Raw genomic sequence first — 12,914 nt, 5'->3', positions numbered from 1 at the left:
TTTTTCAACACTCAACATACGCATTTTCAATTTTTAAAAATATATTTAACAACTAAAGCGAATCACTTTTGGATATTACAAAAATGCGACTTATTTAAATGATTATTCGTTTAATTTAAATAATTTGTGTATTAATAATAAACGTAAGTTGCATAATCTCATGAAAATGGGAATGAATAAAGACTACAATAACAAAGAGCCTGAACATATCTTCAATGTCCAGACTCACCTTAAATAATAAAAATATTAAATTTAGAGTTATCGACGACGCTCATAAATTATGTTTTTTGTTAGTGTGCAACTGCTTCTTGATGATTATCTTCTTCAAATGAAACTTGTACATTTTCTGTAAGCACATCAGTGTATGTATAAGATACGCGTTCAAAGTTGTGTTTATCTTGATCTAATTCGACAATAAAAACAGATGGATATGTTTCTTTTAAAACCCCTGATCGTTCAATTGTCTTTTTACGTCCACCATTGGCTTTAAGTACAATACGATTTCCTAAATGACAATCAATAGAATTTTTGATGTCCAAAATTGATTTTGGCATATTGCCCCACCTCACTACACATTACATTTTACCATATTTGAGCCGTTTTCGTCAAATAAAATTTAAATTTTATCAATGTGAAGGGTCTTTGTCAACATTTTAATTTGTTAATTCGGAGAATTTTTTCTTTTGTTCATATAATGTGGCGAAATCTTGAATCGTGAGTGTTTCTCCACGTCTTTTAGGATCAATACCAGCGCTTTCCAGCCACTGTCGTATAGTTTCTTTATTCTTCTTACCATCTTTAAAGAAGTTTTGGTAGTTATTATTAATTGTTTTACGTCGTTGTGCAAAAGCGGCCTTTGCTAACTTAAAAAAGGCTTCCTCATCATCAACCTGTACAAGTGGTTCTTGGCGTTGCATCAATTTTACAACGATAGAATCAACGTTTGGAGGAGGCATAAATACAGTTTTAGGAACTGTTAAAACTTTACTTGTCTCCGTATAGTATTGAGCAACAATCGATAACGAGCCGTATGCTTTGGTACCTACGTGAGCGTTCAAACGTTCTCCTACCTCTTTTTGCATCATTACGACAAAACCATCAATAGGTACATCCTGTTGCATCAAATTAAGTAAAATAGGCGTGGTAATATAATACGGTAAATTAGCAACAACCATAATCTTGTCACAATCTTGTAGATGTGTAGCTACAGCTTTAGCAATATCAGCTTTAAGTATATCTTCATTGATAATCGTTACATTATCGTATGGCGAAAGTGTATCTTTAAGCACAGGTATTAACCTTTGATCAATTTCAAAAGCCATCACCTTCTTAGCATTCTTTGCAAGTTGTTCAGTCAATGATCCCATACCTGGTCCAACTTCAATTACTCCCGTTGCACAATCAATATGACTCGCTTCGATAATTTTATTAATGATATTTACATCTATTAAAAAATTTTGTCCTAAACTTTTCTTAAAATTAAACCCATATTGATCAAGCAAAGCACGTGTTCGAGATGGTGTTGCTATATCTTTATATTCCATTTAATTCTCCTCTTCTTCAAATAGCGCTTTTCTGACATCGTCTTCAGTATAGCCAAAAGCATTAAGTTTCTTTAATAATTGCTTTCCATTAGAGTGACCGATGTGTAATTTTCGACCTAAGATATTTCTACGGTGTCTTGCATCTTTACCGATTATTAGTCCCAAATCAATGAGTACACTTTTATCAATAGTTTCTTTAGCTTCTTCAAGCGGTGAACTTACATGCATTAATGCTTCTTGAATATCTTTAATATTTGCATGTTCTATTCCTATTTTACCTCTTTTACTCTTGGCCTTTTCTCTATCTACATATGCATGCTTAACACCAGAAACATGTTCCCGTATAGTATTTCTAATTTTATCACCTGGGAAATCTGGATCTGTCAGTACAATCACACCTCTAGTTTGCTGTGCGTGTTGTATCACTTCTAAAGTATATGTATCAATTGCACTACCGTTTGTTTCAATAGTATCACAGTCTACAGCACTTTTTACTCGCTCAGTATCATCTTTACCTTCAACAACAATAAATTCGTTTATTTTCATAAATTAACCTTTCATAATATTGATAACTTAATCATTAATTTTATAGAATCTTTCGGCAATATTAAAATATTAACTATCAAATCATAATTTCTTACACTAACCTCAGTTTAAATTTAAAAAATGAGAAAGATATCTTAAACTTATAAAAAAGTGATGTTCCTCATCTTTTTAAAGTTAGACACCTTTCCCACTAAAAATTCATTGAGTTAATTCAAATTGAATAAACGTTCAGCATTTTCGGTTGTTTGGCGACAGACCTCCTCATAAGTCATACCACGCAAATCTGCAATTTGTTGTGCTACTAAAGTAACGCGTTCTGGTTCATTGCGTTTACCTCTATAAGGGTGCGGGGATAGATACGGCGCATCTGTCTCGCATAACAAACGATCCATTGGTACGTGTTTAGCAACTTCTTTTGGTTGCTTTGCATTTTTGAAAGTGACGGGTCCCCCAAGCGAAACATAGAAGTTCAATTTATTAATCACGACATCAGCAATTTCGGGTGAAGCACTAAAACTGTGCATAATTCCACCCACTTCTTCTGCATGCTCTTCAATCAAAATATCTATGCAATCTTGAGTCGCTTCACGATTATGAATAATAATAGGTAATTGAACACGTTTAGCTAATGCAATTTGCTTTTTAAACACCTCTTTTTGTACATCAGAAGGTGATTTATCCCAATGATAATCTAACCCCATCTCACCAATACCAATAATTTTTGGATGTTTAGAAAGACTTTCTATCCATTCCAATCTTTCATCAGTACAATCTATTGCATCAACAGGATGCCAACCGATAATACCATAGATAAAGTCATACTTATCTATTAGCTCCATAGTACGTTCAATAGTAGGTGTATCAAAACCTACTACAAACATTCTATCTACGCCTGCTTCTCTTGCACGAGATATCACTTCATTTAAATCCTCATCGTATTGTTCATCATTTAAATGTACATGCGTATCGATTAACATCATTATCTCTCCTATCCTTAGATTATACTATTTAATTACTGCACCATTTGGAATTGCACTAGGCAAGCTTATCAAGGTAAGTACGCCATCTTTTTCAGCTGACAAAATCATACCTTCGGATTTTTGTCCCATTAATTTAGCTGGTTTTAAATTAGTAACAACTGCAACTTTTTTACCAATAATGTCTTCCGGACGATAAAACTTAGCTATACCAGATACTATTTGACGTTGTTCATTATCTAAATCAACTTTTATTTTTAATAGTTTCTCCGATTTTTTTACATTTTCCGCATCAATAATAGTTGCTGCTTTGATTTCAACTTTATCAAAATCTTTGATATCAATTTGCTCTTTACCGGGTTCATCAGACTGTTTTGTTGACTTAGATGGTTGCATTGATTCTTTGATATAAGCAATTTCTGCTTCAGTGTCTAATCTTGGGAAAATTGGTGTTGGCTTTTCAGTTACAGTAATTGCCTCTGACAACATACCATATTGTTGCAGACTATCTAATTGATGTAAATCCGGATTGTTAATATTGAGTTGCTTAAATATCTCCCTAGGTGCATGCGTCAAGAATGGTTGTAATAAGATTGTAGCGAAACGAATGTTCTCAACAAGATGTGCCATTATGTTACCAAGCATCTCACGTTGATTTTCATCTTTTGCAAGAACCCAAGGTTGTGTTTCATCAATATATTTGTTTGTACGACTAATAAATTTCCACACTGTTGATAAAGCAACAGAAAATTGTAAACTTTCCATATTATCATTGAATGATTTAACAGTTTCAAGCGCCATCGCTTCCATCTTTTCATCCAATTCATGTTTTGGACCTTGGTATGCAGGTAATTCGCCGTGGAAATATTTGTTTATCATAGAGATAGTACGATTCACTAGATTACCTAAATCATTCGCAAGATCGTAATTTGTTCTTTCAACAAAGGCTTCCGGTGTAAATACGCCATCAGAACCAAACGGTAATTCACGCATTAAGTAATAACGTGTCGCATCAAGACCATAACGATCAATTAATACATTAGGATCTACGACATTACCTTTAGATTTACTCATTTTACCATCTTTCATTAAAATCCAACCGTGTGCAAAAACTTTTTTAGGAAGTGGTAAATCCAACGCCATTAACAATATTGGCCATATAATAGAGTGGAAACGTACAATTTCTTTAGCCATCAAGTGTATATCTGCTGGCCAATATTTATTAAATAATGTTTCATCATCAGATAGATAACCTAATGAAGAAATATAATTAACAAGTGCATCAATCCACACGTATACAACATGTTTAGGATTAGATGGTACACGTACACCCCAATCGAATGATGTACGCGAAACTGCTAAATCTTCTAAACCTGGTTTGATAAAGTTATTAATCATCTCATTTTTTCTAGATGGTGGTTGTATAAAGTCTGGATTTTCATCGTAAAATTCTAATAAGCGGTCTGTATATTTATTAATATTGAAGAAATAGCTTTCTTCTTTTACAAGTTCGACTTCGTGACCAGAATCAGGACTTTTACCACCTATAATTTTGCCGTTTTCATAAACAGGATCAACAAGTTGTGACTCTGTATAATATGTTTCATCAGGAACAGAATACCAACCTTCGTATTCACCTAAATAAATGTCACCTTGTTTTAATAATCGCTCAAACACTTTCTCAACGACTTGCTTATGACGCTCTTCTGTAGTTCGAATAAAATCATCATTAGAAATCTCAAGTTTACTCCATAAGTTTTTAATACCTGAAATCATTTCATCTAAGTATTCTAGTTCTGTTTTGCCAGCTTTTTGAGCTTTTTCTTGGATTTTTTGACCGTGCTCATCAGTGCCAGTTAAATAACGAACATCATAGCCTTGCATTCTTTTATAGCGAGCTATCACGTCGCCTGCGACTGTAGAGTATGCATGACCGATGTGTAGGTTCCCGCTCGGATAGTATATTGGGGTTGTTATATAAAATGTATCTTTAGCCATCACTGGTCCTCCTCATTAATTACATAATAAATGATATCTAAATTTATTTTTCTTTTCAATGAAGTCGCGTACCGTTATGTATCAGTTTTAAAAATTCGCATCAATTGAAAATTAATTGTCATCATCTTTACTACAATACCATAAAATCAACACGCTATGGGGTTTTTACAATAATTAAGTCATTATAAAGTAAAGTGTTTAACACATTTTTTTAATCAATATTATGATAAATATTATATACGTCACCCGTCTTCATATGTCGATCTGTTGCGACAAGTTTAATTGCTTTTTTAGTTTTAACCTGTTTGGTTTCAATATAATAATCAACATGTTCTTTAACCGTATAATTTTCAAACCATGATTCCCCACTCTTAGGTAATGCACCTTCAATCAGTATCACAAACTCACCTTTAAGAGGTAATCTGTCTTGATTAATCAATTCCAACATATCGTCAACTGTAAGTGTAAGAACTTGTTCAAATTTCTTCGTTAGCTCTCTACCAACAGTAATCCGTCTTTGCGAATCTATTTTAGCTATTGCTTTCAAAGTATCAGTAACTCTATAAGGCGATTCATAAAGTATCAAAGTACTATTTTGAAACATTCTATCATCAAGCACTTCAATTTTTTCTTTTTCTTTTCTTGGCAAAAAACCTAAAAATATGTATGTGAAAGATGGTAATCCACTTGACATAAGTGCAGTCAACCCAGCATTAGGACCTGGTACTGTTTCTATATTTATATTATTTTTACGTGCTTCGACAACTAATTCATATCCTGGATCACTAATTAACGGCAACCCAGCATCTGATACTAACGCTATATTTAAGCCAGTTTGTAACTGCTTGATTAAATAGTCAGTTTGTTGTTCTTTATTATGTTCATGATACGACTTTAGAGGCGTTTGTATTTCATAATGATTACACAATTTTCGTGTTACTCGTGTATCTTCACATGCAATCACATCAACTTTTCTTAATGTTTCTATAGCTCGAAATGTAATATCACCAAGATTTCCAATTGGTGTTCCTACTAAATATAAAGTTGTCATATTATCCCTCCTGTATCATTTTTAACTTTTGTTGTCTAGTATATGTTTTAATTTCATATTCACGTTTCAATGCTTCCGATTTCGTTGTATATGTTTCTTGATAAACTAACTCTACCGGTCGTCTTATTTTTGTATATTTAGCACCCTTACCGTTATTATGCTTTATTATTCGTGCATTTACATCTTTAGCATAGCCAGTATATAAACTTCCGTCATTACATTTAACAATATAAACAAAATGTTTATCCATAATAAATACCTTTCATCTCATCGCTATATGATCCATCCTCATTATATATATATAATGGATTACGTATATCTAAACCTTGGTTACCACCTTTTCTTCCTTCCACAACAATTGTTTGTGCAGGCTTATCATGTTTACTATACACCAACGTCAATGCTTTAGGCTCAATTTTACCGTGTCTTAATTCGGTTAAGACATCCATTAGCCTTTCCGCTCGATGGACCATAATAAAACGACCACCCTCTTTAAGTAAATGTCTTGCAGCTTCAATACAATCTTTAAGATTACACATTATTTCGTGACGTGCTATTTTATGTGCTTCTTTTTGATGTTGATGATTTTGATTCATTTTAAAATAAGGAGGATTACAAGTCACTAGTGTATATTGAGCAGGTTGAAATGTTTGATATACATCTTTTAAATCCATACGGTGCATAGTTAGTCTATCGTTCAAATCATTCAATTTAAAACTGCGACGTGCCATACTCACTAATTGCTCTTGTATTTCTATCCCTTCAATAGGTTGAGTTGATTTAGCAGCTAATAATAATGGAATAACACCATTGCCGGAACATAAATCCATAACTTTATCATTTTTGCGTACTTCGGTTAAATACCCTAACAATAGGGCATCAGTAGAAAAAGAGAATACTTCATCATTTTGTATAATCTCATATCCTTCTTTTATTAAATGGTCAACGCGTTCATTATCTTCTAACATATCTTTACTCCTAAAAAAAGGATGTTATTACAGTATGACTTAAATTACACACTTATAATACATCCTTATATTTAAACATTTATTTATCGAAAGAATTAATCACTCAACACATTAAGGCATAATAAGCAATCTTCACCATGACGATGTTTCCCGAATAATTCACCCTTACAAATATGAAAACCTTCACGATATAACATCGCTAAATTATCTTTACTTGGAGATGGTGTTTTTACATGCTTATAATTATCTTTATCTAAGTGAGTTTCAACCGATTCTTCAGTTTTGTTCATTAATCGTTTTAAATTTTCATTTTCAACTTGTAAAGCAACATTCTCCTCAACAAGTTCGACGGTTAAATCTTTAAGTTCTGACATGTCGGTTGTAAGTTGTTCAACGTGATGTTCTAATTTCATAAGTCTTTCGAATAATTCATTTCGATTCAAAGGTTATTCAACCTCCTTAATTCAATACTTCTATCTCTTCCATTTTATATTCTAAAGGTTGTTCTAGACCCTCTATTTTAACTTGCATAGAAATATCTAAAATATTTAATCCTATCACTTTCCCGTGACCATCTGGTGTTTGAATCATATCTCCGACGTCAGGCAATTGAGTTCGAGCCTCTTCATAGTAGTCATTTTCATATTTAAGACAACACATTAATCTACCACAAGCTCCTGAAATCTTAGTTGGATTTAATGATAGGTTCTGATCTTTCGCCATCTTAATGGATACAGGTTCGAAATCTCCTAAAAATGTAGAACAACACAAAGAACGCCCACAAGGACCGATACCACCCAATAATTTCGCTTCATCTCTTACCCCAATTTGACGTAATTCTATTCTAGTCTTTAGATTTTGAGCTAAAACTTTAACAAGTTTGCGAAAATCAATGCGATCATCTGCGGTAAAATTAAAAATCACTTTAGATTTGTCTAATGTATATTCACAATTAACTAATCGCATATCTAATTGCTGATCTTTAACTACTTTTTTACATAATTCTAACGCATCATTGGCATCACGTTCATTACGATAATATGTTTCTTGATCATCTTCATTCATTTTACGAATGATATTTTTTAGCGGTAATGTGACATCTTCTACATCAACTTCACGTAATGGAAACTTTACGTGACCAATTTCTATACCTCTTTTAGATTGGACAACAACCCAGTCACCAACCTCTACATCTAATTGATTCGGCGCGTAGTATTCTAATTTCCCTGCTTTTTGAAACTGAACACCTACAACATTGGGCATTTTAAATCACACCTTTTATTACTATTTGTTCAAAAACAAGTGTTGGATTAACATTTTGATTTAACTTTTTATGCGCTTCAGTAATTTGATCATACATGAGGATTAATTGATTAAAAGTTAATTGGTTTGCATAATTTTCAATTTCTACAGTTAAATCACTAAATGTATAATAATTATCCATTTCTACCTTTGCATGCATTATATCTTCGAAAAAGCCATTGACGGCTGATAAAGTAAGTAATTGTAATCTACGATTCTTAGCTTGTTTTAATAACTCAATGACACCTATAAGAGCCATAGCTTTATTAGATAATATTAATTGACACCATCTGATGATTGATTTTCTTAAAGTAACTAAATCAAATTCCTCATTTAACGACGATGCTGCTTCTATTTGAGTTGTATAGGTACTTAGCATTTCTGCTACCGGTCTTGCTATTGACATCTCTACTAAACGCTCTATAAACTGTCGCTTATCAATAGGCTTAAAATATACGTGCTGGCATCTTGAATGTATAGTGTCTAATATTTGTTCTGGTTTCGTTGATAAAAGAATCGCAATTGTATTATCAGGGGGCTCTTCTAAAAATTTTAGTATACTATTTTCCCCTTGAACAGTTAATTTTTCAAAATCCTCAATAATATATACTTTATATTGACCCTCAATAGGTAGTTGGTTCATATGGTGAACAAGTTGTTCGATTTGTTCTTTTTTAATTGTATTTTCATCAGAAGACACATATGAAAAGTCAGGATGATTAAAAGTATCAACTTTCAGTTCGCATTGATTACTATTATTACAAAGAATTAATTTAGTAAAATGGATTGCGACACGTTTCATCGTTTGTGCATCATCACCCTCAAACAAATATGCATGTGACAATTTGTTAGAATGATATGCGTTAGCTAACTGTTGTTGTTCATCCATAAGCGACTTACTCCCTTTATGATATTCATTATGTAAAAAGACTACTTAAATGATAGTTCTAGACTGTTGAGCAACGTCTTCAAACAATTCCGACTTAGCAACTGCATTCCTTGAATTAAACGCATATAATTACTAACTTTCACGCTTAAACTCAAAGGATGAAGTATAAATTTTGAATGAATATGCCTTCAATCTCAAACTACATTTAAAGTAGCCAAATAAAAAATACATCTATAATAATTACATTTTAAACACTTTTCATTAACATAAATATGTAGATGAAAAGTAGACTTTTTATAAACAACTAGAATTGATGAAATGCTTCAATCGGCATTACAAATACTGTAGCGCCACCTACTTCAACTTCAACTGGATAAGGAATATATGAATCTGCACTACCACCCATTGGTGTTATTGGGGAAACAAGTTGGTCTCTATTACCACAAGTGTTATCAATGACAGATAGAACCTCATCGACACGGTCATCCTTAACCCCACATAAGAAAGTTGTATTGCCTGCTCTTAAAAATCCACCAGTAGTTGCTAACTTTGTAGCTCTGAAATTGTTTTTTACGAGTTGGTCTGAAAGCTCTTGACTATCTTGATCTTGAACGATCGCTATAATCATCTTCATTTTTATACACCTCTTTTTGTCATTATATCATAATTATTTTAAATATTTGATGATAGATTGGTATGTTTCTTCAACAACTTTATCCAAACTATGGTTAGCATTGACTTTAATAAACCGATGAGGGTTATCACTGATCACTTTATGATATCCTTCTATCACTTTTTCATGAAAAACTTTATCCTCTTTATCTAATCTGTTTTGTTCTCTGTTATTTTTTAGAATTCTTTGACGACCAATTTCCGCATCAACATCTAAATAAATCGTTAAGTCTGGATACAAACCATTAATTGCAAATTCATTTAATAATTTTACTTCTTTAATTCCTATACCCCTTGCATAACCTTGATAAGCCAATGAACTATCAATGTATCTATCACAAAGGACAATTTTACCTGCTTGTAAAGATGGGATAATCTTCTCAACAAGGTGTTCACGTCTAGATGCAGCGAACAGCATAGCTTCAGTTCGAATATCTATACTCTCTCCATCAAGTACAATACGACGTATTTCTTCACTAGTTAATACTCCGCCAGGTTCACGTGTTGTAACAATATCATATTCTTTAGCTAATCTTTCGCTTACTTCTTTAATTACTGAGGTCTTTCCTGCTCCTTCTGGACCTTCAAACGTTATAAATGTAGACATTTCTTATTCATCCTTAATTAATATTTTTTTATGATTTAAACCTTCAACTTTAATATTTTGCTTATCATATTTATTTAACAAGTCTATCATATGAGACGTCACGACTTCTCCTTTAAACATCACCGGTATACCTGGAGGGTATGGAACGATATGTTGCGCTAAAACTTTACCTTCTGCCTTTTTAATAGATACTTCTTTCGTATTTTGAAAATGAACAGTTTTGTATTCGCTAAAATCCGTCATAAAATTAAAAGATTTTATGTCGCGCGTACATTTTTTTGGCACGTTAATTTCTCTAATTTTTTCAATCAACAACTTAAAAGGAAATTTATCTCCTTCATGCCATAAAGGGAGAACGAGTAACACTTGATACATATCAGCTAATTCTACATAGATTTCTTTTTCCTCAAACCATTTTTGCACATCATAACCTGCAACACCTTCAAAACTCACAACCAATTTTAAAGGATCCTCTGGTTCTATAACTGTAAATCCTATATTTATTAATAAATCAATTAACATCTTTCTTCGTTGGTAAAATAATGCGGAATCATATTCTTTATAAAATTTATTCGCTAATTCTAGACTAGACATAATAAGGTACGAAGGACTTGACGTTTGAAAATAAGTTAAATAATCTATGACTTGTTGTCTTAATGGTGCATCTTTATGTATATATAAAACTGATCCCATTGTTAATGCAGGGAGTGTTTTATGATATGACTGCACAACGTAATCAGCATTAAAATTCATTGAGGATTCTGGAAATCCATCTAAACCAAAATGTGCACCATGCGCTTCATCTACTAATATCGGTACCCCTCTGTGATGTAATTGTTTGATATATTGAGAAATTTCAAAAGTTTCACCGTAATAATTAGGGTATGTACAGATGGCAAGTTTATAATATTGATTTTTATCTTGAATTATCTTTGGCTTTACATATTGATTCGTTTTCTTACTGATATCTGTCTTAGTTATTGTCGCTTGTTGTTGTGTTATGTCTAGACCGTGAAATACTGATTTATGAACATTTCTACTAATTAAATATTTACCTTTTCTTGTCGAAAATGCTTGGATAACCGATAATATACCTGAAGTCGTTCCGTTAACTAGTAAGAAAGCATCATAGTTTTTATGTTTCCTAAAATTCTCCATGCTTTCTAAAATAATTCCTTCAGGATAATGCATATCATCTAATCCAGTAATTTCTGTCATATCCATTGCTAAATCAAGTCTATTTAAGTAGCCGATTGTCATGTTTTTATGCCCAGGAACATGCATAGAGATAGCGTTTTTCTCTATCAAACGATTTAATTTTTGAATTATTGGTCTTTTCATATTAATAACTCTCTCTAAATTTAATTTTTCATCTTATATGAGACAAATCATCATCATTCTTATTAACCCAATTCCTTTTTAACAAGCCCATTACATAGCAATCTCTGTATTCTCCCCTTGTATAGAAGTGTTCCTTTAACGTTCCTTCTATTTCGAAATTATTACTTTGATAGATATGTACTGCTTTCTCATTCTTAATATCCACATATAAGTATACCTTATTCATATTTAATACTAAAAAAGCATAGTCAATAGCCATTTTAAAAGCTTTTTTCGCGTACCCATTATTTGCATACTGTGGATCGATAATAATTAACACTTCACAAGTTCTATGTATAAAGTTAATCTCTAATAACTCTACCACGCCTACAGATGTTGATCCCTCTTCAACAATGAATCGTCGCTCTGTTTCATCTAAAATATGCTTTGTATATAAATTTTCTAATTCGCTCAATGATTGATAAGGCTCTTCAAACCAATAAGACATAATGGAATACTCATTATTCAAATGATGTATAAATGATAAATCTGTCTTCTCCAATGCCCTAATAATCAAAGTCATCCCTCTTTCTTAATTTCTTGTTATTCATTACTAGTGTATTAGAAAATACAAATTTTCTCTAATACTTAACTAACTTTTTAATCATTGTCATTTCAACTTACTTAGATGTTAGATTTTAAAGTTCTTTATTAAAAAGAAAATTTTCCCAAACCTAATTGTTGTGATTATTTAATATAAAAAAGAGACCTTTCGGTCTCGTACTTTGTCTGGCAACGTCTTATTCTATCGAAACGTTAGTCCAACTACCATCAGCAGGTGCTAAGAGGTTTTCTTCACTTAAGACAAGCGCTAGCCTCTCACTTTATATATGGTACTTATTGACTCGTTTAGATCATCTAAATTCATTGTCTCGCTTCTTTATTCATGAGTTCCAAATGCTTTCTCCTCGCCGAGAAAACTATTTTTTTAGAACTCTTTTCATATAAAAAAAAAGAGACCTTTCGGTCTCGATTAGGCT

General features: G+C 32.3%; 15 protein-coding genes. All 15 read right to left on the bottom strand.

The features are described from left to right. Positions 1–290: 290 nt before the first annotated feature. Positions 291–554, bottom strand: a complete 264-nt coding sequence (gene veg / locus HMPREF2663_RS07585) for a biofilm formation stimulator Veg (RefSeq protein WP_001832193.1) — start codon at positions 552–554, stop codon at positions 291–293. Between the two features lie 99 nt (positions 555–653). Continuing rightward, the gene (rsmA, locus tag HMPREF2663_RS07580; protein ID WP_002447881.1) at positions 654–1,544 is read right to left on the bottom strand and encodes a 16S rRNA (adenine(1518)-N(6)/adenine(1519)-N(6))-dimethyltransferase RsmA; all 891 of its coding nucleotides are present in this window, start codon (positions 1,542–1,544) and stop codon (positions 654–656) included. Beyond that, the gene (gene rnmV / locus HMPREF2663_RS07575) at positions 1,545–2,090 is read right to left on the bottom strand and encodes a ribonuclease M5 (RefSeq protein WP_002447880.1); all 546 of its coding nucleotides are present in this window, start codon (positions 2,088–2,090) and stop codon (positions 1,545–1,547) included. It lies immediately after the preceding gene. A 206-nt stretch (positions 2,091–2,296) separates the two neighbouring features. Next, complete coding sequence (locus tag HMPREF2663_RS07570; protein ID WP_002458670.1) at positions 2,297–3,067, bottom strand: TatD family hydrolase; 771 nt, start codon at positions 3,065–3,067, stop codon at positions 2,297–2,299. 27 nt (positions 3,068–3,094) lie between these two features. Next, the gene (gene metG, locus HMPREF2663_RS07565) at positions 3,095–5,065 is read right to left on the bottom strand and encodes a methionine--tRNA ligase (protein WP_070846131.1); all 1,971 of its coding nucleotides are present in this window, start codon (positions 5,063–5,065) and stop codon (positions 3,095–3,097) included. A gap of 211 nt (positions 5,066–5,276) precedes the next feature. Next, on the bottom strand, positions 5,277–6,116 hold the full coding sequence (gene rsmI, locus HMPREF2663_RS07560; protein ID WP_002458668.1) for a 16S rRNA (cytidine(1402)-2'-O)-methyltransferase: 840 nt from the start codon (positions 6,114–6,116) through the stop codon (positions 5,277–5,279). Between the two features lies 1 nt (position 6,117). Then, positions 6,118–6,366 (bottom strand): GIY-YIG nuclease family protein, encoded by a 249-nt coding sequence (locus HMPREF2663_RS07555; RefSeq protein WP_002447876.1) that lies wholly within the window; start codon positions 6,364–6,366, stop codon positions 6,118–6,120. Then, positions 6,359–7,084: a tRNA1(Val) (adenine(37)-N6)-methyltransferase gene (locus HMPREF2663_RS07550; protein WP_002458667.1), complete on the bottom strand. Its 726-nt coding sequence runs from the start codon at positions 7,082–7,084 to the stop codon at positions 6,359–6,361. The genes HMPREF2663_RS07555 and HMPREF2663_RS07550 overlap by 8 nt, the downstream gene beginning before the upstream one ends. A gap of 95 nt (positions 7,085–7,179) precedes the next feature. Further along, the gene (yabA, locus tag HMPREF2663_RS07545; RefSeq protein WP_001832238.1) at positions 7,180–7,527 is read right to left on the bottom strand and encodes a DNA replication initiation control protein YabA; all 348 of its coding nucleotides are present in this window, start codon (positions 7,525–7,527) and stop codon (positions 7,180–7,182) included. 16 nt (positions 7,528–7,543) lie between these two features. Further along, positions 7,544–8,347 (bottom strand): PSP1 domain-containing protein, encoded by an 804-nt coding sequence (locus HMPREF2663_RS07540; RefSeq protein ID WP_001832240.1) that lies wholly within the window; start codon positions 8,345–8,347, stop codon positions 7,544–7,546. Position 8,348: 1 nt separating this feature from the next. Further along, complete coding sequence (locus HMPREF2663_RS07535; protein ID WP_002458666.1) at positions 8,349–9,275, bottom strand: DNA polymerase III subunit; 927 nt, start codon at positions 9,273–9,275, stop codon at positions 8,349–8,351. A 304-nt stretch (positions 9,276–9,579) separates the two neighbouring features. After that, complete coding sequence (locus HMPREF2663_RS07530) at positions 9,580–9,909, bottom strand: cyclic-di-AMP receptor (protein WP_001832200.1); 330 nt, start codon at positions 9,907–9,909, stop codon at positions 9,580–9,582. Positions 9,910–9,942: 33 nt separating this feature from the next. Further along, positions 9,943–10,554 (bottom strand): dTMP kinase, encoded by a 612-nt coding sequence (gene tmk / locus HMPREF2663_RS07525; RefSeq protein ID WP_002475382.1) that lies wholly within the window; start codon positions 10,552–10,554, stop codon positions 9,943–9,945. Between the two features lie 3 nt (positions 10,555–10,557). After that, the gene (locus tag HMPREF2663_RS07520) at positions 10,558–11,895 is read right to left on the bottom strand and encodes an aminotransferase class V-fold PLP-dependent enzyme (protein ID WP_002490366.1); all 1,338 of its coding nucleotides are present in this window, start codon (positions 11,893–11,895) and stop codon (positions 10,558–10,560) included. A 28-nt stretch (positions 11,896–11,923) separates the two neighbouring features. Further along, on the bottom strand, positions 11,924–12,457 hold the full coding sequence (locus HMPREF2663_RS07515; protein WP_002440739.1) for a GNAT family N-acetyltransferase: 534 nt from the start codon (positions 12,455–12,457) through the stop codon (positions 11,924–11,926). Positions 12,458–12,914 lie beyond the last annotated feature (457 nt).

This window comes from Staphylococcus sp. HMSC077D08, from assembly GCF_001837945.1.
In the GTDB taxonomy this organism is placed as follows: domain Bacteria; phylum Bacillota; class Bacilli; order Staphylococcales; family Staphylococcaceae; genus Staphylococcus; species Staphylococcus epidermidis.
The sequence above is the reverse complement of the archived record's forward strand: the minus strand, read 5'-3'. Positions and strand labels throughout refer to the sequence as shown.